The 22,151-nt window shown below is 54.1% G+C and carries 21 protein-coding genes; 7 read left to right on the plus strand and 14 right to left on the minus strand.

Annotated elements, in window-relative coordinates:
• Window positions 1–62: 62 nt before the first annotated feature.
• Complete coding sequence (pepD, locus tag ABIC79_RS06930; RefSeq protein ID WP_013574287.1) at window positions 63–1,523, plus strand: beta-Ala-His dipeptidase; 1,461 nt, start codon at window positions 63–65, stop codon at window positions 1,521–1,523.
• 134 nt (window positions 1,524–1,657) lie between these two features.
• Here pepD and dinB read toward each other — a convergent pair whose 3' ends face one another.
• Window positions 1,658–2,716, minus strand: coding sequence for a DNA polymerase IV (dinB, locus tag ABIC79_RS06935; protein ID WP_121019605.1), 1,059 nt, complete (start codon window positions 2,714–2,716; stop codon window positions 1,658–1,660).
• A gap of 283 nt (window positions 2,717–2,999) precedes the next feature.
• Here dinB and dpaA point away from each other — a divergent pair, with 283 nt between their 5' ends.
• Window positions 3,000–3,725, plus strand: a complete 726-nt coding sequence (gene dpaA, locus ABIC79_RS06940; protein ID WP_013574285.1) for a peptidoglycan meso-diaminopimelic acid protein amidase — start codon at window positions 3,000–3,002, stop codon at window positions 3,723–3,725.
• Here the strand turns inward: dpaA and ABIC79_RS06945 are convergent.
• Both ABIC79_RS06945 and lpcA read right to left on the minus strand, forming a co-directional pair.
• Window positions 3,696–4,463 carry a class II glutamine amidotransferase gene (locus tag ABIC79_RS06945; RefSeq protein WP_015696178.1) on the minus strand — a complete coding sequence of 256 codons (768 nt, stop codon included), beginning with the start codon at window positions 4,461–4,463 and terminating at the stop codon, window positions 3,696–3,698. The genes dpaA and ABIC79_RS06945 overlap by 30 nt on opposite strands.
• A 26-nt stretch (window positions 4,464–4,489) precedes the next feature.
• Window positions 4,490–5,071 (minus strand): D-sedoheptulose 7-phosphate isomerase, encoded by a 582-nt coding sequence (gene lpcA / locus ABIC79_RS06950; protein ID WP_013574283.1) that lies wholly within the window; start codon window positions 5,069–5,071, stop codon window positions 4,490–4,492.
• 269 nt (window positions 5,072–5,340) lie between these two features.
• Between lpcA and fadE the strand changes: the two genes are divergently transcribed.
• A complete protein-coding gene (gene fadE / locus ABIC79_RS06955; RefSeq protein WP_121019606.1) occupies window positions 5,341–7,809 on the plus strand; it encodes an acyl-CoA dehydrogenase FadE in 2,469 nt (822 codons plus the stop codon).
• A gap of 168 nt (window positions 7,810–7,977) precedes the next feature.
• Here the strand turns inward: fadE and ABIC79_RS06960 are convergent, their stop codons facing one another.
• The 3 genes from ABIC79_RS06960 to mtnK form a co-directional block, all read right to left on the minus strand.
• Window positions 7,978–9,375: a carbohydrate porin gene (locus tag ABIC79_RS06960; protein ID WP_354566650.1), complete on the minus strand. Its 1,398-nt coding sequence runs from the start codon at window positions 9,373–9,375 to the stop codon at window positions 7,978–7,980.
• Window positions 9,376–9,667: 292 nt separating this feature from the next.
• A complete protein-coding gene (locus ABIC79_RS06965) occupies window positions 9,668–10,138 on the minus strand; it encodes a YehS family protein (RefSeq protein ID WP_013574280.1) in 471 nt (156 codons plus the stop codon).
• 95 nt (window positions 10,139–10,233) lie between these two features.
• Window positions 10,234–11,433, minus strand: coding sequence for an S-methyl-5-thioribose kinase (gene mtnK, locus ABIC79_RS06970; RefSeq protein WP_354566651.1), 1,200 nt, complete (start codon window positions 11,431–11,433; stop codon window positions 10,234–10,236).
• A gap of 117 nt (window positions 11,434–11,550) precedes the next feature.
• Between mtnK and mtnA the strand changes: the two genes are divergently transcribed.
• Window positions 11,551–12,579, plus strand: coding sequence for an S-methyl-5-thioribose-1-phosphate isomerase (mtnA, locus tag ABIC79_RS06975; RefSeq protein WP_153374800.1), 1,029 nt, complete (start codon window positions 11,551–11,553; stop codon window positions 12,577–12,579).
• Window positions 12,580–12,757: 178 nt separating this feature from the next.
• Here the strand turns inward: mtnA and ABIC79_RS06980 are convergent, their stop codons facing one another.
• The 3 genes from ABIC79_RS06980 to ABIC79_RS06990 are packed head-to-tail and all read right to left on the minus strand — an operon-like array spanning window position 12,758 to window position 14,612.
• On the minus strand, window positions 12,758–13,303 hold the full coding sequence (locus tag ABIC79_RS06980) for a 1,2-dihydroxy-3-keto-5-methylthiopentene dioxygenase (RefSeq protein WP_166859927.1): 546 nt from the start codon (window positions 13,301–13,303) through the stop codon (window positions 12,758–12,760).
• Window positions 13,304–13,314: 11 nt separating this feature from the next.
• Entirely contained in the window at window positions 13,315–14,001 is a 687-nt protein-coding gene (gene mtnC, locus ABIC79_RS06985) for an acireductone synthase (protein WP_013574276.1), read from the minus strand.
• Window positions 13,998–14,612: a methylthioribulose 1-phosphate dehydratase gene (locus tag ABIC79_RS06990; RefSeq protein WP_013574275.1), complete on the minus strand. Its 615-nt coding sequence runs from the start codon at window positions 14,610–14,612 to the stop codon at window positions 13,998–14,000. Before ABIC79_RS06990 ends, mtnC begins: the two co-directional genes overlap by 4 nt.
• Before the next feature lie 219 nt (window positions 14,613–14,831).
• On the opposite strand from ABIC79_RS06990, the gene ABIC79_RS06995 reads away from it, so the two are divergent.
• A complete protein-coding gene (locus tag ABIC79_RS06995; protein ID WP_354566652.1) occupies window positions 14,832–15,992 on the plus strand; it encodes a pyridoxal phosphate-dependent aminotransferase in 1,161 nt (386 codons plus the stop codon).
• Window positions 15,980–16,753 (plus strand): amidohydrolase, encoded by a 774-nt coding sequence (locus ABIC79_RS07000; RefSeq protein WP_112151324.1) that lies wholly within the window; start codon window positions 15,980–15,982, stop codon window positions 16,751–16,753. Before ABIC79_RS06995 ends, ABIC79_RS07000 begins: the two co-directional genes overlap by 13 nt.
• Before the next feature lie 53 nt (window positions 16,754–16,806).
• On the opposite strand, the gene ABIC79_RS07005 is transcribed toward ABIC79_RS07000, so the two are convergent.
• Entirely contained in the window at window positions 16,807–17,313 is a 507-nt protein-coding gene (locus tag ABIC79_RS07005; RefSeq protein ID WP_013574272.1) for a DUF1993 domain-containing protein, read from the minus strand.
• A 213-nt stretch (window positions 17,314–17,526) separates the two neighbouring features.
• On the opposite strand from ABIC79_RS07005, the gene ABIC79_RS07010 reads away from it, so the two are divergent.
• The gene (locus tag ABIC79_RS07010; protein WP_119261314.1) at window positions 17,527–18,795 is read left to right on the plus strand and encodes a glutamine amidotransferase-related protein; all 1,269 of its coding nucleotides are present in this window, start codon (window positions 17,527–17,529) and stop codon (window positions 18,793–18,795) included.
• A 13-nt stretch (window positions 18,796–18,808) separates the two neighbouring features.
• On the opposite strand, the gene uraH is transcribed toward ABIC79_RS07010, so the two are convergent.
• The 4 genes from uraH to ABIC79_RS07030 are packed head-to-tail and all read right to left on the minus strand — an operon-like array spanning window position 18,809 to window position 22,147.
• Complete coding sequence (gene uraH, locus ABIC79_RS07015) at window positions 18,809–19,144, minus strand: hydroxyisourate hydrolase (protein ID WP_354566653.1); 336 nt, start codon at window positions 19,142–19,144, stop codon at window positions 18,809–18,811.
• Window positions 19,144–19,638: a 2-oxo-4-hydroxy-4-carboxy-5-ureidoimidazoline decarboxylase gene (uraD, locus tag ABIC79_RS07020; RefSeq protein WP_166859922.1), complete on the minus strand. Its 495-nt coding sequence runs from the start codon at window positions 19,636–19,638 to the stop codon at window positions 19,144–19,146. Before uraD ends, uraH begins: the two co-directional genes overlap by 1 nt.
• Window positions 19,635–20,909, minus strand: a complete 1,275-nt coding sequence (gene hpxK, locus ABIC79_RS07025; protein ID WP_112197224.1) for an allantoate amidohydrolase — start codon at window positions 20,907–20,909, stop codon at window positions 19,635–19,637. Before hpxK ends, uraD begins: the two co-directional genes overlap by 4 nt.
• The gene (locus ABIC79_RS07030; RefSeq protein WP_013574267.1) at window positions 20,909–22,147 is read right to left on the minus strand and encodes a pyridoxal-phosphate-dependent aminotransferase family protein; all 1,239 of its coding nucleotides are present in this window, start codon (window positions 22,145–22,147) and stop codon (window positions 20,909–20,911) included. Before ABIC79_RS07030 ends, hpxK begins: the two co-directional genes overlap by 1 nt.
• Window positions 22,148–22,151 lie beyond the last annotated feature (4 nt).

Here is a 22,151-nt window from a genome sequence, read left to right on the forward strand (position 1 = left end):
CATCTCAGTCAGTTCCCCTGCAAACGGAGCCTGAATGAGCTGACTGTCACAGGAGACTTATAGTGTCTGAACTGTCTCAGCTTTCGCCACAACCGTTGTGGGATATTTTTGCCAAAATTTGTTCAATTCCGCACCCTTCCTATCATGAAGAAGCGCTGGCAAAACACATCGTTGAATGGGCACAGGAAAAAGGTATCCACGCTGAGCGTGATGAAGTTGGCAACATTTTGCTGCGCAAACCCGCCACCAAAGGCATGGAAAACCGCAAAGCCGTTGCACTGCAGGCTCACCTCGATATGGTGCCGCAGAAAAACAACGATACTGTTCATGATTTCACTAAAGATCCGATCCAGCCCTTCATCGAAGACGGTTGGGTAAAAGCCCGCGGCACCACGCTGGGTTCTGATAACGGTATCGGTATGGCGTCCGCGCTGGCGGTTCTGGCTGATGACAGCGTAGAACACGGCCCGCTGGAAGTGTTGCTGACCATGACCGAAGAAACCGGCATGGCAGGCGCATTCGGCCTGCAACCGAACTGGTTACAGTCTGAAATTCTGATCAACACCGATTCTGAAACCGAAGGCGAAATCTACATGGGTTGCGCTGGCGGGATTGATTTTACCGCCACACTGCCGCTGAGCCGTGAAGCGGTTCCGGCCGGTTTCAGCACGCTGAAACTGACCCTGAAAGGCCTGAAAGGTGGCCACTCCGGCGCGGAAATCCACTTAGGTCTGGGCAACGCCAGCAAACTGCTGGCACGTTTCCTGGCAGACAACGCTGATACTCTTGGTCTGCGCCTGCTCGACTTCACCGGCGGCACACTGCGTAACGCTATCCCGCGTGAAGCGATTGTGACCCTTGCTGTTGCTGCTGATAAAGCAGACGCGCTGAAAGCGGCAGCACAAGAATTCCTGGCAACGATTCAGTTCGAACTGTCAGCGGTAGAGAAGAAAATTGCCTTCGTGGTGGAAGCGGCTGAAAGCAACGCTAAAGCGCTGACCGCAGAAACTCAGGGTAAATTCCTTGCCCTGCTGAACGCGACGCCAAACGGCGTGATCCGCATGAGTGATGACGTGAAAGGCGTGGTAGAAACCTCGCTGAACGTCGGTGTTGTCACCATGAAAGATGACGAAGTGGCGATCAACAGCCTGATCCGCTCGCTTATCGACAGCGGTAAAGAATATGTGGTCAGCATGCTCAATTCACTGAGTGAACTGGCTGGCGCGAAAAGCCTGGCAAAAGGCAGCTATCCTGGCTGGAAACCTGAGCCGAATTCACCAGTGATGACGCTGGTGCGTGAAACTTACCAGACGCTGTTCAATAAAACTCCGAACATCATGGTGATCCACGCCGGTCTGGAATGCGGTCTGTTCAAAAAACCGTACCCGGACATGGACATGGTTTCCATCGGGCCAACCATCACCGGGCCACACTCGCCGGATGAGCAGGTGGAAATCGCCAGCGTCGAGCTGTACTGGAAACTGCTGACGGCCCTGCTGAAAGCGATTCCTGAACGCGGTTAATACTCGATCGGTCCCCTAAATCATTCGGGCTGTATCAAGGCGGCAACTGAGTAAATCCCCGGGAGCATACACAAGTATGTGACCGGGGTTTGCGAAGGCAGCCAACGCAGAGACAGTTTGAAGGATGACGGGGATTATTCCCAGGGAAGCAGAAGCTGCCGCTCTATTTGCGGATCCTGCAACGTCACATGCAATCCCACCAGCCTGACTCCCCTTCCGCCACGCCTCTGTTCCCAGGCTTCACGCGCGACCTTCAGCAGATCTTCTTTATTCAGCACCGGCCAGACGTGTTCCTGCGTGGTCTGCTGGAAATCATGGAATTTGAGTTTTACACCCTGCCTCGCGATGCGCAGATCCGGGCTGACACGGCTTAAACGTGTTTGCAGTTCAGGATACAAACGTTCGATCAGCGACACGCATTCTTCCCAGCTGTGGATATCTTCTGCCAGTGTGCGTTCAACGCCGACCGATTTACGTAACCGCTCGGGGGAAATTTCACGTTCATCGATACCCTGACAGCGTTCCCACAGCACACGGCCAAATTTGCCAAAGCGTTTAAGCAGTTTTGCCAGATCATAACGCTGCACATCGCCGCAGGTGATCAGCCCCTGCTCCTGCAAACGCTGAGCGGTGACTTTGCCGACGCCGGGGATTTTACTCAGCGGAAGATCCTGTAAAAACGCCCCGACTTTTTCCGGCGTGATCACAAACTGACCGTTGGGCTTGTTCAGATCCGAGGCGATTTTTGCCAGAAATTTGATCGGCGCGATGCCCGCAGATGCCGTCAGATGGATCTCATCGAAAATGGCCTGACGGATTTCAGCAGCGATAAGCGTTGCAGAGCCGTTGCATTGCGTCGCGTGGGAAACATCCAGATAAGCTTCATCAAGTGACAACGGTTCGATCAATGGCGTATAACGCGCAAAGATTTCGCGGATATGGTTTGACGCTTCTTTATAGGCCTCCATTCGGCCGGGGATCACTTTCAGGTGCGGGCAAAGTTTCAGTGCCATGCCGGTGGGCATCGCGCTGTGCACGCCAAATTTGCGGGCAGGATAATTAGCGGTGCTGATAACACCACGGCGGTCACGACTGCCGCCAATGGCAATAGGAATGTCGCGCAGGGAAGGATCATCGCGCATTTCGACCGCAGCGAAAAAGCAGTCCATATCCACATGAATGATTTTACGCATAACCCTCCCCCTCAATAACTGTATAAGTATACAGTTGAATACAGGGATGTCCAACATAGAAAATGAGGGTTAGTTTGACTTAATTAATCACCATTAATGGCAACGTAATAATTTTCCTATTCCTAAAGTCATTATTCATTATTTGGTGATTGCTAAAAATTTAATCAGTATTAATATGACAGCGTTTCCGACAGACAGTACATAAGAAGAAAATCAGTGGCGGTCTTACAGGCAGTTCAGCTGTAGACAAAATAATCAAAATTATTACCGAGCAGGACTTAGAATGATCAGAATCGCGCTGTTTCTTGCGATGCTCCTCAGTTTGCCTTTATTTACAGCAAATTACGCCGTGGCCAGCGATGCTGTCCCGGTCAACGCGGCACTAAAAAAACAATTACTGGGTGCACCTGTTTATATCCAGATCTTCAAACAGGAACGTAAACTCGAATTGTATGCTCAGCTCGACGGCGAATTTCGTCTGATCGGCAGTTATGGCATCTGCGATTTTTCCGGCGGTTTGGGAAATAAACGTCGCGAAGGCGATTTCAAAAGCCCGGAAGGTTTCTACAACGTGGATATTCACCACCTGAAACCCGACAGCCGCTTTTATCGCGCCATCAACATCGGTTTCCCCAATGCTTATGATATCTCGCAGGGTTATTCAGGTAAGTATCTGATGATCCACGGTAACTGTAAGTCTATTGGTTGCTACGCCATGACCGACGGCTACATGGACGAAATATTCACCTACGTACAGGCGGCATTCCAGTTCGGGCAACGCAATTTAAAGATTAGCATTTACCCGTTCAGGATGACCGATGCCAACATGAAGGCGCATAAAAACTCCAGCTATTACAGTTTCTGGAACCAGTTACAGCCGGGATATGCGTACTTTGAGAAACACCATCAGCCACCAAATGTCGTGGTCACTGACGGTAGATATGAAGTGCTACAACCGTTGTCCAATACCCCGCTGCCTTCACAGCTGGCGTTCGCCCCGATGAAATAATGCGAATTCACCTGGAGCAATTTTGTTCCAGGTTTCGTTCGCCGTCAGCGGTTGCGTGGCAATCACGGTGACGACATCATCCGGTGTCGTCTGCTGCTGAAAATCAATTTCCACATCCTGATCCAACAACGTTGCCTTGCCGAAAGGCGCACGCCGCGTGATCCAGTGCAAATTCGTCGAGCAATAGGCCATCACGAAATTGCCATCCGACAGCAACATGTTAAACACCCCTTTCTGCCGTAATTCATCAGCCAGCGACGCAATATAGCGAAACACTGGCGGCCAGCTTGCAGGGCGGCGCGGATAGCGTTGGGTGAGTTTGTGCAGTAACCAGCAGAAGGCGTATTCGCTGTCGGTCTGGCCCACCGGACGCAGCGTACCGGTATCGAGCTGACGATAACCACGAAGCTGACCGTTGTGCGCATAAGTCCAGTTGCGTCCCCACAGTTCGCGGGTAAACGGATGAGTATTTTCCAGCGCGACTTCACCACGGTTTGCCTGACGGATATGAGAAATCACCGCGCAGGATTTGATCGGATATTCCTGAACAAGGCGGGCAATGGGCGAATTAAAGCTTGGCGTCGGATCTTTAAAAGTACGACAGCCATTCCCTTCATAAAAGGTGATGCCCCAGCCGTCTTTATGCGGGCCGGTCCCGCCACCACGCTGCACTAATCCACTGAAACTGAAACAAATATCAGTAGGAACGTTAGCGCTCATCCCGAGCAATTCGCACATCACCAGCCTCCTTTACGGCAAAAGGCTTATGCCTTTGCCATCTCTTTTTCGATCAGAAGAATCAAAATATGAATGACTTTGATGTGGATTTCCTGCACGCGGTCAGCGAAACCAAAGTGCGGAACGCGGATTTCCACATCGGCTGAACCGTCCATTTTCCCGCCATCTTTACCGGTCAGGGTGATAACTTTCATGCCTTTAGCACGTGCGGCTTCGATGGCTTTGATCACGTTACCGGAATTACCGGAAGTGGAAATGCCCAGCAGAACGTCGCCCTTCTGGCCTACGGCTTCCAGATAACGGGAAAAGATGTATTCGTAACCGAAATCGTTGCCGACGCAAGAGATGTGGCTGACGTCAGAAATCGCAATTGCCGGATAGCCCGGACGGTTTTCACGATAGCGGCCTGTCAGTTCTTCGGCGAAATGCATGGCATCGCAGTGTGAACCCCCGTTACCACAGGAAATCACTTTCCCACCCGCTTTGAATGAATCGGCCAGCAGCACCGCTGCACGTTGAATAGACTCAATATTTGCCGGATCGCTGATGAATTTATTCAGCGTGTCAGCAGCTTCGTTCAGTTCAGTACGGATAATATCCTGGTACATAGCAGCCTCTTTTATGTCCATTTGCAGCCGGTTTCAGCACGGCCGATAGCAATAAAACGTTCCGCTGTGCAGTTTAACGGAAAGCCGAAACAGCGAGAAGCCATGAAGCGGTAATGATTCCGATAGTTTCTGTTTTTGACGCTTCGTGCGGCCGGTTTGTGAGCTGCGTTGTAATTAGTATGTAAACACATTGATAAAGAAATGGGCATGAACTAAAACCATTATATCCCTACAACAGGTCAGACCTCCTACTACTCAGGAGCTTTACTATGATGGTTCTTAGCATTGTTGCATTTATCGTGATCCTTGGTGCGTTGTTCTATCACAAGGTCAATCTCGCCCTGAGCAGCCTGATTTTACTGGCGTTTACGGCGGTTATGGGTGCCATTAATCTGTGGACACTTTGGCTGTTATTGCCGCTGGCGATCATTCTCCTGCCCTTCAATATCCCTGTCATGCGCCGTTCATTGTTCTCCGGCCCGGCGCTTCGCACCTTCCGTAAAGTGATGCCCGCAATGTCGCGCACGGAAAAAGAAGCGATTGAAGCAGGCACCACCTGGTGGGAAGGTGACCTGTTTGGTGGCAAGCCAGACTGGAAGAAATTGCAGGATTATCCTGAGCAGCAACTGACAGAGGAAGAGCAGCGCTTTATTGACGGGCCGGTTGAAGAAGCCTGCCGTATGGCGAATGACTTCCAGATCACCCATGAACTGGCTGATTTGCCGCCGGAACTGTGGGCGTATCTGAAAGAACACCGCTTCTTCGCGATGATCATTAAGAAAGAGTACGGCGGTCTGGAATTCTCGGCTTATGCGCAGGCGCGTGTGCTGCAAAAACTGGCCGGTGTGTCAGGCATTCTGGCGATCACCGTCGGTGTGCCGAACTCCCTCGGGCCAGGCGAATTACTGCAACATTACGGCACCACGGAGCAGAAAGATCACTATCTGCCGCGTCTGGCCGAAGGTCTGGAAATTCCCTGTTTCGCCCTGACCAGCCCGGAAGCGGGTTCTGATGCCGGTGCCATCCCGGACTTTGGTATCGTGTGTAAAGGCCAGTGGCAGGGTAAGGAAGTGCTTGGCATGCGCCTGACCTGGAACAAGCGTTACATCACGCTGGCACCTATCGCCACCGTGCTGGGCCTGGCATTTAAACTGAAAGATCCCGATCACCTGCTCGGCAACGAAACGGATCTGGGCATTACCTGTGCGCTGATCCCAACAGACACCGCCGGTGTTGAAATTGGTCACCGCCACTTCCCGCTGAACGTGCCATTCCAGAACGGTCCGACGCGCGGCAGCGATATTTTTGTACCGATCGATTACATCATTGGCGGCCCGAAAATGGCCGGTCAGGGCTGGCGTATGCTGGTGGAATGTCTGTCTGTCGGTCGTGGCATCACGCTGCCGTCTAACTCTACCGGCAGCCTGAAATCTCTGGCGCTGGCGACCGGGGCTTATGCCTATATCCGCCGTCAGTTCAAACTGCCTATCGGTAAAATGGAAGGTATCGAAGAACCGCTGGCGCGCATTGCCGGTAACGCTTACGTGATGGATGCCGCCGCAACGCTTATCACGAACGGCATTATGCTGGGTGAAAAACCAGCGGTGCTGTCCGCTATCGTCAAATACCACTGTACTCACCGTGGCCAGCGCGCCGTGATGGATGCGATGGATATCACCGGCGGTAAAGGCATTATGCTCGGCAGCAGCAACTTCGTGGCCCGCGCTTATCAGGGGGCGCCGATTGCGATTACCGTGGAAGGTGCCAACATTCTCACCCGCAGCATGATCATCTTTGGTCAGGGTGCGATCCGCTGTCATCCTTATGTTCTTCGTGAAATGGCGGCGGCGGAGAAAAACGATCTGGTTGATTTTGACCGTGCGCTGTTCGGGCATATCGGCCACGTCGGCAGTAACAAAATGCGCAGTTTCTGGCTCGGTCTGACTAACGGCCGCACCAGTGATACGCCGGTCAATGATAAAACCGCCCGTTACTATCAGCACATCAACCGTCTGAGCGCTAACCTGGCATTGCTGGCTGATGTGTCGATGGGCGTGCTCGGCGGCAGCCTGAAACGTCGCGAACGCATTTCCGCCCGCCTCGGTGATATCCTCAGCCAGATGTATCTGGCGACGGCGACGCTGAAACGTTATGACGAAGAAGGCTGTCACGAAGCGGATTTACCGCTGGTACACTGGGGCGTGCAGGATTGTCTGCATCAGGCCGAAGTCGCTATCGACGATCTCCTGCGTAACTTCCCGAACCGTTTTGTGGCTGGCGTAATGCGCCTGGTGATTTTCCCGTTGGGCCGTTCGCACTCCGCACCGTCTGATCGTCTGGATCACCAACTGGCGCGTATTCTGCAGGTGCCTTCAGCGACACGCAGCCGCATCGGTCGTGGTCAGTATCTGACACCCGGCGAGCACAACCCGGTCGGTCTGCTGGAAGAAGCCTTGCAGGATATTCTGGCCGCTGAGCCGGTTCACAAACGTCTGTGCGAAACGATGGGCAAAAAACTGCCGTTCACCCGTCTGGATATTCTGGCGCAAAAAGGTCTGGATGCCGGTCATCTGAGCGCCGACGATGCGCGTATCCTGAGCCGTGCGGAAGAAAGCCGTCTGCGTTCAATCAACGTCGATGAGTTTGAACCTGACGCACTGGCCGCACAAAAACCAGAAGCGGAGAAAGACAGCGTAAAAAAGGCTGAGGCGAAACCCCGCCACACCGAAGCTGCCTGATTTAACTGTTAATCCATAAAAAAACCTGAGTGTTTACGCACTCAGGCTTTTATTATTTATGAAGATACATACATATTACCCTAAATAGTTCGTGTTGCAGAAAGGCGGTAAGCTCACTCACCCTGGGAGTGCAGCCAACGCATCTGTGACGCGAAATATGACGGGTAATCAGAAGTAGTATTTAAAGCGTACCCGCGCCCCATACCGCTCATCGCTGTCATCATCGCCGCTGTAGGTTTTATCTGCTTCCAGCATGGAGACATAAGCGCCCAGATACACGTTGAAGTTTTCCATATCCATCACGTTCGGGATCAGGTAACTGGCGTGAACGGTATGAATGTCGTAGCTGCCCGGTTCATCAAACCAGTCATCGTCGTAATCGGATGCGCGGACGCCATTGATGCTGAAGTCTTCGATTTTGTTGTGCGCATAGATGTAGCCCAGCTCGAAGCGTTTCCATAAGGCATTGGCACCGACGGTGAAGTCTTTTTCATCCGATGCATCCATATAGGCCGTGCTCAGGTTAGCCACCACGCCGTTCTCAGGGTCAGCTTTCTGCCCGTCCCAGGTCATGGTCATGCCATAACCATTACGTTTGGACTGATCAACGAATTCGCCATTTTCACCGGTGTAGCCATACGCATTGTTCACCACGTTGGTTTCCATTGCCGCCGCCACAGAGAACGCATCCCCTTTCCAGGCAATGACCGGACGCAGGTACGCGACGTTTTTATCATTCTCAAGTTGGTTGCCGTGGTAGTTTTGCTCAGCAAACAGTGAGGTGCCGTTTTCCAGCAGGGTGTTCAGCTCGAAATACCAGTTGCCGATATTCTTATTCAGCATGATGTTGCCGCCGCTGTCACTGCGACCGCGCCCTTCTTTCATCATGTAGACATAACCGTAGCCGTCGGCGTACAGATCATTGGCGGTATTCCCGGAGTATTCGACGAAGGTGTCCTGATTAAGCGGGAACATATCGTAAGCTTCGAAGCGGCCGATTTTTGCCATCCAGTTTTTTTCTTCACCGAAGAAGAAAGCGGCATCATCAAGATTCATTGAACCGTTCAGGTCAGCCGTTGGCTGCACAGAGAAACCGGAGAACTGACCATTATCATTTCGACGATAACCATCAAGACCGATTAATAACCGTCCGTTAACATCCCAACGCTCATTATTCCCCGATTTCCAGTTTTTATTGTCACTGGTTCTGACGGAGGTTAATTGCCCGCTGCGGCTCGCACCGTCAACGTTAAATTCCACATCACCGTACAGTTTTAAATTATCGAATCCATTAAGTGTTAATAATTTGTCTTCCGATATGCCATCCTTTTTAACTTCTACCGGACTGGCTTCTTTCACGCGGGCAATTTCCTGCTCGCGCTTAATATCCTGATGCTTCAACTGCTGGATTTGTTTTTCGGCAGTTTCAGCCCGTGTTTCCGCCTGCTGAAGACGCTGCTCAAGCTGTGCCATACGGGCTTCAAGGCTGCTTCCAGACTTGGCGGCAACCGCAGAACCCGAAATGGCGAATCCGACGAATAAGGCCAATAGTTTAATTTTTGTCATAATAAGATATCCTTTTCACTATAAAAATTACCCGCTGCCAGTCAATTAACAGCGGTGTTTTATTTTTTGAAATAGTGCCCTGAGGTATTACGGCGAAGGATGAAGATAGTTTCCGAATTAATATGCTGTCAAAAATAAACTAGAGAAACGTGATGTGGGAAGTAAAATAACGAAATTTCGTCATTACAGAGTAAATAAACGTAAAGCGGGAGCCTTTTAAAAAAGGCTCCCGCTTATTATTCACTATTAAAGTATTCAGTATATAAATATTTATTTCATGAATACTTTATATTCAGCTTTTTTTAGGACGCACTTTCGCCGTCAGCCCTTTCAGGAAATAACGCATCACCTGATCGCCGCACGGACGATAATTTTTGTGGCCTTCTTTGCGGAAGAATGCGCTCAGTTCACCTTCAGACACTTTGAAATCAGCCGCCGTCAGTACAGAAATCATGTCTTCGGTTTTCAGCTCAAACGCCACACGCAGTTTTTTCAGCATGATGTTATTGGTCAGGCGTTTTTCCACTTCCGGTGCCGGGAAGCGATCGTCTTTACCGCGTTTGAAGGTAATCAGGCCATTGAGGAAGTTCGCCATCACTTCGTCAGGCACTTCCATGTAACCTTCTTCGTCTTCTTTTTTCAGATAACGCGACATCACGTCAGGGCTGACGGGCGTACCGGTGGTTTTAAGGATCTCGATCAGCTGGCCTTCGCTTAAATCCAACATGTAGCGCACGCTGCGTAAGACATGGTTATGCATCATAATTCTGTATTCCTGTTAAAAGTAAACCGAGGAAATGCCACCGGGTTTACCCCTACGCACCTCGAAGGCGGGCATTATACAAGAAACTTACAGGATTAGCTGAACTGACGTATCCGCGCAATAAGTGACTCCACATCGCCGATTTGTTGTGCAGTGAGGATCAGTTTTTGCCCAAGGCTCAGCGCATGGCGCTGGCAGTCGGCGCGCATCGCATCATCTTTAATGGTATCGAGATCAGCAACATGTGCCAGGCCGATGGTGCGACGGATTAACTCCGCGCCGCAGTAACCGACGGCATCGTGCCAGACTTCCTGCAAAAAGAGTCCGGCATAGCCGGTTTCCGCCAGCGTCGGATCCTGAGATTTATCCCGCGCCAGTTGCAGGAAACGCTCTGAGAAACTCATCCACAGTTCACGCACATCTTTCAGGCGCTGCTCGCGGCCGTCCGCCGCCTCGCGCACACCCAGCAGCCCCGGCAGACCACAATAGTTCAGCAACAGGTTGCCGATAGCAGAACCGGGATCAAAGCCCATCGGGCCGTAATAACCGAACTCCGCGTCAATGGCTTTCAGTTTGCCTTCAGCAACAAAAATCGATCCGCTGTGAATATCACCGTGCAACAGCGCTTCGGCCTTGCTCAGGAAACGATGCTTGAGCGCGGCCACAGCCAGACGCAGCGGTTTGTCCTGACGCAGTGCATCCACCGCCGGCTGCAATACCGGCTCAAAATTATTGCGCTCATGGTCAACATACGGATCGGTGAAGAACAGATCTTCGGTGATCTGACACAATTCAGGGTTGGTAAAACGCGAGACTTCGGCTTTTTTGGCCTGCGCATTCTGGTAGAAATCGGAAGTATGAAACAGTGTTTGTGCCAGATACTCACCCAGTTGGGCTGCCGCCTGCGGGTAATGTTTCCCCAGTACCAGTTCACTGCGCCAGATCTGATGATCCGATAAATCTTCCTGCACCATCACCGCCAGTTCAGCGTCGTGATGCAACACATTAACCGTGTGCTGCGGACAATACTGGCCGTGGATAATCAGGGTTTCAGCTTCAATGCGCGCACGATCTAACGTCAGCGGCCAGGATTCCCCCACACACCGCACGTACGGCAGCGCCTGTTTGACAATCACCCGGCTTTTCCCCGCAGTATCGCGGATCTTAAACACCAGGTTCAGGTTTCCGTCACCGATTTCATCGGCCGTGACAAGAGATTGCGGATCCGCCACGCCACCAAACTGACGGGCATATTCAACGGCATCGTTGGCGGTAAATGTGTAGTAGCGTGACATCCTGACCTCTCGAATTCTTTTTTTAGCCTTTAAAGCGTTTAGACGTCTATACATCCGTGAAGCATGTTGGCAGAATAAGTGAACAGATGCAACCGGGCAACAAGGATTTAACTAACAATGCAAAGCCTCACAACCACCAGTTTACGTATTCGTGAAAACCAGCTGTGGATCCTCGACCAGCAAGCTCTGCCGCAACGTTCAGACTGGCGCGAATGCCGTGATGTCAGCGAACTGGTGGATCACATCCGCACCCTGCGCGTACGCGGTGCGCCGCTGATTGGTTTGTCCGCCAGTCTGTTGCTGGCGCTGCTGGCCGAGCAGGGAATGGCGCAGGATGAATTGCATCAGGCTCTGGAGACATTGCGTGCCTCGCGCCCGACCGCAGTGAATCTGATGAACAATCTCGACCGTATGAAGGCCGCGTTGCAACAAGCTGATTACGTGAAAGCGCTGGTGGAAGAAGCATTGCGGCTGGTGGATGAAGATCAGACATTGTGCGACAGCATTGCCACTCACGGCGCAAAACTGGTCACGCCCGGCAGCCGTCTGCTCACCCACTGCAACACCGGCGGCCTGGCAACAGCGGGCGTCGGCACGGCCATCGGCGTGATCCGCCGAGCCCATGAACAGGGCAATATAGAACAGGTTTGGGTGGATGAAACCCGTCCGTTGTTGCAAGGGGGGCGCCTGACCGCGTGGGAACTTGGCGAGCTGGGCATTCCTTATCAGCTGATTTGTGATTCGATGGCCGCCAGCCTGATGGCGCAAAAACGCGTTGATGCCATCTGGGTCGGCGCTGACCGCATTGCTGCGAATGGCGATGTCGCCAACAAAATCGGCACTTACAGCCTGGCGGTGCTGGCGAAATATCACGGTATTCCGTTCTATGTTGCCGCGCCGCATACCACCCATGACCCGCACTGCCCGAACGGTGCCGCCATCCCTATCGAACAGCGCGCGGCAAATGAAGTGACCGGCGTTTCCGGCAGCTTTGGTTCCGTACAATGGGCGCCGCTCGGTGCGCAGGTTTATAACCCGGCGTTTGATGTCACACCGGCGGAGTTGATCAGCGGATGGGTGCTGGATGTGGGGGTGGTGACGCCGGAGCAGGTACGGGATGGTGTGTTTGCGAAGGCGTTGAAGTAATCTTTTCTCCTCCCGGCAAACTGTGGCGAACAACTCGGTTTTACTCCTCCCCCTGCGAAGGGGGAGGCTGGGAGGGGGTTTTAAGGGCTAACACCTCAGTTAAAGCACACTTCAACATCTTGATTTTGCTTTAAAACCCCACCCCAACCCTCCCCTTCGCAGGGGAGGGAGTCAAAGCTTACTCCCCCATCCGCGGATACGCATCGGCAATCGTGTCGCCGGTGAAATGCGCCACCCAGCCTTCCGGATTATCGAATACACGGATCGCGGTAAACGACGGGGATCCGCCCATGTCAAACCAGTGGCGGGTATTAGCCGGTACGGAAATCAGATCGTTTTTCTCGCACAGGATCTGAAAAATCTTGCCGTTCAGATGCAGGCAAAACAGCCCGGCACCTTCGACGAAGAAACGCACTTCGTCTTCGCCATGTGTATGTTCAGAGAGAAATTTGGTGCGCAGCACCTCACGCTGTTCGTTGTCCGGGCGCATGCTGATCACATCCCAGCTCTGATAGCCCTTCTCTTCGACCAGTTTGTCGATTTCATGCTGATAGGCGGCAATCACGTCCTGCGGCTGCGGGTTCTCGCCTAAATCGCGGTCAGCCTGCCAGCGTTCGAAACGCACATCAATTTTGCTCAGCTCAGCAGCGATCGCGTCCCCGTCGCGGCTTTCCCACAACGGTGCGGAAGGATCCTGGTCACTAAAAATCGTTAATGCACTCATGGTCAACCCTCTTATAAGAATGTTTCTAAGGCTATCTGATCAAAACGATTAACTTGCAGGTGATCGCTGAGTTCGTCCGCGTCATCGCGGATCAGCTGACAGGTATGCCAGCCCGCTAAGCGCGCGGCATCCAGCTCCTGACGGATGTCTGATAAAAACAGTAAATCCTGCGGCGGCAGGATCAGTTGCTCAGCGATGTTCTGATATGACTCGGTTTCACGCTTAGCACCGACGCGGGTATCGAAATATCCGCTGAACAGTGAGGTTAAATCACCGGCATCGCTGTAACCAAACAACAGCTTTTGCGCGTCCACCGACCCCGAGGAATACACGCAAAGTTGCAGACCTTCAGCTTTCCACGCTTCCAGCTGCGGTGCGACGTCAGCATACAGATGCCCGCGAAAATCGCCGTTTTCATAGCCGGTACGCCAGATGATGCCCTGCAACACTTTCAGCGACGTCGATTTCACGTCGTTATCCATGTAAGTAAAGAGTTGTTCAATCAGCGCCTCGACGCTGGCCTGTGGCCGGTCGATTTCTGCGCGTAAGGCATCCAGTGCCGCCGCAACGTCCGGCTGTTCATGCTCATGGCGCAGGAATTCAGCAAGACGCTGACGGGCATACGGGAACAACACCTGATGCACAAAACGGATATCCGTGGTGGTACCTTCAATATCAGTCACAATGGCGCGGATCATTTAGCCTCCAGCAGGCGACGTTGCAGTTCACACTGGAATAAAAATTCCAGCCCTTCCAGATGGCGGCGCGCTTCGGCCACATCCCGTCCCCAGCAGGTCAGCCCATGACCGCGCAGCAGAAAACCATACTGCAACGGCGCGTGCTCCGCTGATGCGATGATCTTCTGCGCCAGCGCGGGAATATCCTGACTGTTGTCGAAAATCGGGATCACCACCTGATCAAGGTGCGAGGTCTGGCCGCTGAGCGATTTCTGCATCTCATAGCCTTCCAGCACCAGCGCACCACTGCGTTCTACCCGCGATAACACTGTCGAATTGACCGAATGGGTATGCAGCACCGCGCCTGTTTCAGGATAGCGGGAATACAGCATGGTGTGCAGCCCGGTTTCCGCAGAAGGACGACGTCCGCTGGGCGCAAGGCCGCTTTCCAGTTCCACCAGCAGGAAATCGTCTGCGGTGAGTGATCCTTTATCTTTTCCCGATTCGGTGATCAGGCAATGAGCATCGCCTTCGCGGACGGACATATTGCCGCCCGTTGCCGGGCTCCAGCCCTTCTGACCAATCCAGTGACAGGCTGCCAGCAGCGCGCCCAGTTGCAAATTCTCTGTCATCGTATTCCTGAAAAGCTGTGCGTTGAGGGACGGAGTTCGGAATGAAATTGACGCTATTTACCGCGATATATTCAATGTGTTGCGGCTTAGATCGAATTGGCATTTAGCCATCTAAGCGTCTCGATTGCCAAATATTAACATCGTGTTATATTGTGAGCAACATCGCTATTTGCACACCTGACGCCTGTCAGGTCAACGGTCCAGGAGTATTGACCCGCCATGAGCACAGCAGCATTGATCCCCGAAAGTAAACTTCCTGCATTAGGCACCACGATTTTCACCCAAATGAGTGCGCTGGCGCAGAAACACAATGCCATTAACCTGTCGCAGGGGTTTCCTGATTTCGACGGCCCGCAATATCTGAGGGATCGTCTGGCGTATCACGTCAGTCAGGGCGCGAACCAGTACGCCCCGATGACCGGCACGGCGCAGTTACGCGAAGCGATTGCCACCAAAACCGAACAGATTTACGGCTATGCACCGGACGCCAACACCGACATCACCATCACGGCGGGCGCGACAGAATCGCTGTATATCGCCATCACCGCGCTGGTGTCGAAAGGCGACGAAGTGATTGCTTTCGACCCGAGCTATGACTGTTACGCCCCGGCGGTAGAACTGGCAGGCGGCGTGATGAAACGCATTCAGTTGCATCCACCGGAATTCAAAGTGAACTGGGCGGAATTCGCCGATCAGATTACCGACCGCACAAAGCTTGTGATCATCAACACGCCGCATAACCCGTCGGCTACCGTCTGGAGCCACAGCGACGTCGGGCAGCTTTGGCAGATCATTGCGGATAAACACATTTTCGTGCTGAGCGATGAAGTGTACGAGCACATTTGTTTTGCGCCGGAAGGTCACGCCAGCGTGCTGCGACATCCGCAGCTGCGTCAGCGCGCCATTGCCGTATCGTCGTTCGGCAAGACTTACCACATGACCGGCTGGCGCGTGGGATATTGCATCGCACCGGCGGTGATCAGCGCCGAACTGCGCAAGGTGCACCAGTATCTGACCTTCTCCGTCACCACGCCGGTTCAGCTGGCGCTGGCGGATATGCTGCGTGAAGCGCCGGAACACTGGCAGGAATTACCGGCCTTTTATCAGGCCAAGCGCGACCGTCTGGCGCAAGGGCTGGCGAACAGCCGCCTGAAAGTTTTACCGAGCCAGGGCACCTATTTTCTGCTGGTCGATTACAGCGAGGTTTCCGGTTTAGACGATGTTGCATTCTGCCACTGGCTGACTGAACATGTGGGCGTAGCGGCCATTCCGATGTCGGTCTTCTGCGCCGCGCCTTTCCCACATAAACTGATCCGGCTGTGCTTTGCCAAACAGGAAGCCACGCTGGACGCTGCTTCGGAGCGCCTGTGTCAACTTTAAAACTGTCCGTATTGCAACAGCCGCTGGTGTGGCTGGATGGCGAGGCGAACCTCGCACATTTCGACGGCCTGCTCAGTGCGCTGACCGGCCGCGACCTGATTGTTCTTCCTGAAATGTTTACCACCGGTTTCGCCATGCAGGCACCGGGCAGTGCGCTGCCTGAATCGCGTGTCGTGCAATGGCTGCAACAGTGGGCGAAACAACTCGGGGCGATGATTGGCGGCAGTGTGGCGTTAAGCACTACGGAAGGCGCCGTAAACCGTTTCCTGCTGGTTGAACCGCAGGGCAAGGTGCATTTTTACGATAAACGTCACCTGTTCCGCATGGCCGGTGAACACAATTATTATGTAGCGGGTAAACGTCGTGAAATCGTGGAATGGCGAGGCTGGCGTATTCTGCCGCAAGTCTGCTATGACCTGCGTTTTCCGGTGTATTCCCGCAACCGGCAGGATTATGACCTGGCGCTTTACGTCGCCAACTGGCCTGCCCCGCGCAGCCGCCACTGGCAGACGCTGCTCGCCGCCCGGGCGATTGAAAATCAGGCTTATGTCGCCGGATGCAACCGCGTCGGCACCGATGACAACGGCCACTACTACAGCGGTGACAGCCTGATTATTAATCCGCAGGGGGAAGAGCTGGCGCGTGCTGAGCCGGGTTCGGCGATGATTATCGACGCAGAGTTGTCGCTGGAAGCGTTACAGGATTACCGCGAAACCTTCCCCGCCTGGCGCGATGCCGATACCTATTTGTTACATGACTAAAAAAATGCCCCGGACTTTTCAGTCCGGGGCATTTTTAATTCCTGCCTGTCTGTTTAGTTCCCACCAATAAAGTCCATTTTACCGATGTTCACGCCCAGATGGCGCAGAATGTTGTAGGCGGTGGTGATGTGGAAGTAGAAGTTCGGCACGGCAAACACGGTAACATAGCTGTGCGCAGTGAATTTCATTTCACGATTTCTGCCTTTCACTACGATCTCACGGGATTCATCGCCTTCCAGCTGTTGTGCATCCACACTTTCGATAAAACGCAGCGTTTTGGCGATGCGCTCCTGCAACTGGGCGAATGTCACTTCATTGTCTTCCATTGCAGGCGCGGCGATACCGGCCAGACGGGCAATTGCGCCTTTCGACATATCACTGGTGATTTGCACCTGTCGCGCCAGTGGATACATATCTTCTGCCAGACGGGTATTCAGGACTTCTTCTTCTGATTTTCCGTTTTCCTTTGCCCATGCCGCGCCTTTTTCCAGCAAGGCTGAAAGATTTTGTAAACCACGAACAAATTGTGCCGCCGTACTGCCATAAAGCGATGCTGACATGATGCTTCCTTAATGAATGATGGGTTAGAACAACTGGCGCTACCTTAGCGCGTTATGGTCTGAACAGCGCGCCGTTTTATAGCAATGAAGTGTGACGAAAAATCCGCTTTGCGAGCTGCCCCTGTCTTTTTGTCAGCGCATGTAAAAACATCCCGGTGTGGATCACTTCTTGCATTCAATACCCCCGCAAAAACATCTGACAGAGGATCACTGATGACTATCACCTTTATTGCCCACTCCACGCCCGAACCTGCGTTGTACGGCGCGATGGCAGCGATACTTGCTGAGCTACGCGCTTTGCCGCTGTGTCACTTTCCCGTCAGCCATGATGCGCAACGTTACCCGAATGCCCGCCAGCACGTGACGGCGCAAGGGCATGCACTGACCAGCGGACTGCTGTGGCTTGAGCGCCTGACCGGGCGCGGTGCGGGTGAAGAATCCGGTGTTGAATCCCTGATTTATCGGGCACTTAAAGAAGATATCGTCGTACCGTTGCGTGAACCGTTATCCGCAGAACTGGCAGTGCAAATCGCGGAACAGGGTATTGAAATTGAATCATTAACCGTGGTGCGTAATCAGGATAAATTCCAGCTGGAAGACGGCATCACCGGCAAAATTCGCAGCAACGGCTGGGGGCGTGATGCCTTTGGCCGCTGGGCATTAGGCCCGGTTTCACAACCGGTCATGCGGGCAGGAAAAACCCTGCGCGTGGCACTGGTCGGGGATTTTACCGAGCAGCGTGACAGTTATCCGGCGATGCTGGCTGCACTGGGAGACGCCGCCGATGCACTGGCAATGAACATTGATGTGATCTATGTGCCATCGACGTTACTGGGCAGCCAGCTTGATTGCACGCTGTTTGAGGTTGACGGCATTATGTTGCCGGGCGCGACACTCACCCGCAGCGACACGCAGGCCGGACAACTGGCGACCGCCACCTGGGCTCTGGAAAACCAGACGCCGGTATTAGGGATTAATCAGGGTATGCATCAGATGATCACTGCGCTGGGGCAGAAAGTGCTCGGGCAGGAACGCGTGGTGATGCACGGGCCGTCGACGCTCGGCAGCCTGCAAACCGCGTTGCCGCTGGCCGAGCACGTGCAGCCGCGTGTGGGGAATCATCCGGTCATTACCCGCAACGGCAGCCTGCTGGCCAATAAAACGGGGGATGAATTTATGCTGCGCTACAACCAGCGCCGCTATCTGAATCCGCATTTGCTGGCTGAGCTGGAAAACGCTGGGCTGATCGTTTCAGGGTATGACGAAAGTGGCGAACAGGCGCAGGCTGTTGAGCTGAACAATCATCCGTTCTTTATGGGTGTGCAGGGGCAGCCGGAGCTGATGTCACGCCGCGAGCGGCCAAATCCGCTGCTGATGGCGTTCCTGCAACAGGTACGTCAGGGCAACCGTGACCGCGATGTCAGCCACGCCGCGCTGACCCAAAGCGTGCGGCTTAAACATCCGCACCTGCTGATGGGCTGACTGACAGAAAGATCTAACTGCCGCGATACGTTGAATAAGAATACGGACTGATCAGCAGCGGCAGATGGTAATGATCCTGATCACCGTCGATCACCACATCAATGATCGCCGAGTGATACAGCGTCTCACGACCGGTGGCGGCGAAATACGCGCCGATATCCGCACACAACCGGTAATGCCCGGAGGTGGCCGGTTCCGGCGTTAATTTTGCGGCGCGGCCATCGGCATCGGTTTGGATTTCACTGATAAGCGTGACGTTCTGCCCTTCAATACATTCCAGCCAGACGCGCACATTCGCCGCGGGCTGCCCTAAAGACGTATCGAGAATATGGGTAGTGATGCGGGTCATTATTGAAATATCTCCTTTAAACGCAGCAGGGTAATTTCTTTGAGTTGTTGCGCCGTTTCCTGATCTTCAGCCTCCGGCGAATTCTGTAGCCGCCGTTGCAGATTATCAAGGATCTCCCCTGAACTGCGCCCTTTAGCGCGGATCAGAAACACCCGCCCGAAACGCTGCTCATAACGCAGATTCCCCTCGTGCAGTGCATCAATCACTGCCTGCTGGCTGATATTGAGCGTCGCCTGTTCGCCACGGGAAAGCTGCGCTTCTTTAGTGGCACCGGCGGCGCGTTCACCGATACGCGGGTGCGCCGACAGCGCCTGAGTAATATCTTCCGGTTGCCAGTTTTCGCAGGCCGCTCCGGCGCTGTGCAATACGTCTTGCACAGAAGCATAAGGCCGCGCATCGCTGACGGTTTTCGCCCACGACGGGATATTCACCAGCGGGCGTAACAACGCAACGGCTTCGAATTCGGATAATGCGTTGAATTCTTCAAAGGTCATAAATGTCCCTCAGCAAAGCTCAGCACCGTATTGATATACGCCTGCACCGCGTAAGCCACGTCGCCGGTGGTGACCGATTCATCAGGATGATGGCTGATGCCGTCCTTGCAGCGCACAAACAACATGCCGACCGGCCAGCATTCAGCGATAGCAATCGCGTCGTGCCCTGCGCCGCTTGGCAGCGACATCGCCTGCCCCTGTAAATGCAAAACACTCTGGCTGAGACGATGCTGTAAACCGTCGTTACATTCAGTCGCGCTGATGCCATAAAACTGTTCGGCGGCAAACGTCAGCCCGCGACGTGCAGCAATATCGCGGCCCTTCGCCAGCAGCGTTTCCAGCAGTGCCGATAAATCATCATCACGCGGTCCGCGTACATCCAGCGACAATTTCACCTGTCCCGGAATGACATTCACCGCACCCGGCAGGCATTCCAGCGTGCCCACTGTCGCCACCAGATTGCGGCCGGTGGCGGTGGTGATACTTTCAATGGCCAGCGTCCATTCGGCGGCGGCAGTCAGCGCGTCCTGACGCTGCCCCATCGGCACGGTACCGGCATGACCGGCGTGACCGGTAAATTCACAATTCAGGCGACGCGCGCCGTTAATCGCCGTGACCACGCCGAGCGGCACATCCGCCGTTTGCAGGCACGGCCCCTGCTCGATGTGCAATTCCAGGTAAGCGCAAAAGTCGCTGACCGCACGCTGTGATGCGCCGATTCTCAGCGGATCCAGCCCGACATCACGCATCGCCTGGGCGACCGAAATCCCCTGCGCGTCCTGACGTTCCAGCCAGTCCGCGGGCCAGGTACCGGTCAGTCCACGACTGCCGAGCAGCGTGATGCCAAAACGTGTGCCTTCCTCATCGCAGAACCCGACAATTTCCACCGCCATCGGCAAACGAATGCCGTTCTGATGCAAATGCGCCACCACCTCCAGCGCGGTCAGCACGCCCAGCGGGCCGTCGTAACGCCCGGCATTACGCACGCTGTCGAGATGTGATCCCAGCAAAATGGCCGGTGCTGTCGCATCCAGCCCGTCATAGCGCCCGCAGATATTGCCGACGCTGTCCTGCCAGACACGCATCCCGGCGGCAGTCATCCACTCGCCCACCTGTCGGTTAGCCTGCAAATGTTCCGGCGAGAGATAGACGCGGGTCAGTTGTCCCGGCGTTTCGCTGATGGCGGCGAGTGCGTCGCAACGCGCCATCACCCGTTCAGCGGCAAGCTTTGCGCTTTCTGAAACCGCAGCCAGCGTAAAAGCTTCAGCCATTACTGACCTCCCGCGTAATGATCCCAGGCACCCTGCGCTCCTGCGCCGTATTTCGATGCAAAGCCGAGACGGTTGAGCACCGCTTCAAGCGCCACCAGCGTTTGCAACACGCAGTCTTTACGCGCGTTGTAACCCATGGTGCCGATACGCCAGATTTTCCCGGCCAGCGGACCAAATGAGGTGCCGATTTCAATGCTGAAATCATTAAGCATCATCTGGCGAACCTGTTCGCCGTGGATGCCCGGTGGAATGACTACGCCGAGTACATTGCTCATGCGGTTATTCAGGTCACCGAACACTTCCAGCCCCATGCCCTGAATGCCTGCCAGTAATGCGCCGCCGTGTAATTTATGACGGGCGATGCCGGTATCCAGCCCTTCTTCCAGAATGATGCGCGCACATTCACGCGCCGCAAACAGCATGCTTGTGGCTTCGGTATGGTGGTTAAGACGCTCCGGCCCCCAGTAATCCATGATCATCCCCAGATCGAAATAGTTGGAGTAGATCATCTCGTCGTCGCCATCAGCATGGTCGGCGGTACGGATACCTTGCTCGACACATTTACGGCGGCGGATTTGTTCTTCAAAGCGCGGGCTGATGGTCACCGGCGAACTGCCTGACGGACCGCCGAGGCATTTTTGCAAACCGGCAGATACGGCGTCTAAACCCCATGCGTCGGTTTCCAGCGGGTTACCGCCAAAGGACGCCGTGGCATCGGAGTAGAACAGCACACCGTGACGGTGGCAGATTTCACCCAGTTGCTCCAGCGGCTGCAACATGGTGGTGGAGGTATCGCCCTGCACGGTCAGCAACCAGCGCGGTTTAACGGATTTAATCGCATCTTCGATTTGCTGCGGATCAAACACTTCGCCCCACGGCACTTCGAGGGTATGAACTTCCGCACGACAGCGACGGGCAATTTCGCACAGCAGATGACCGAAACGACCAAACACCGGCACCAGCACTTTGTCGCCCGGACGGATACCGGAAAGCAGCACGGCTTCGATACCGGCGCGCGAGGTGCCGTCGATCAGGAACGTCCACTGATTGTCGGTTTTGTACAAGGCGCGGTACAGCGCCATCACTTCGTTCATGTAGCCGGTCATCACCGGATCATATTGCCCGACCAGCTGACTCGCCATCGCCCGCAGTACGCGCGGATCGGCATTGATGGGTCCCGGCCCCATCAGCAGACGGGTTGGCGGGTTGATTTGTCCGGGAGAGATGAAATCTGACATAGTT

The organism is Rahnella sp. 2050, from assembly GCF_040544515.1.
GTDB classification, from domain to species: Bacteria; Pseudomonadota; Gammaproteobacteria; order Enterobacterales; family Enterobacteriaceae; genus Rahnella; species Rahnella aceris.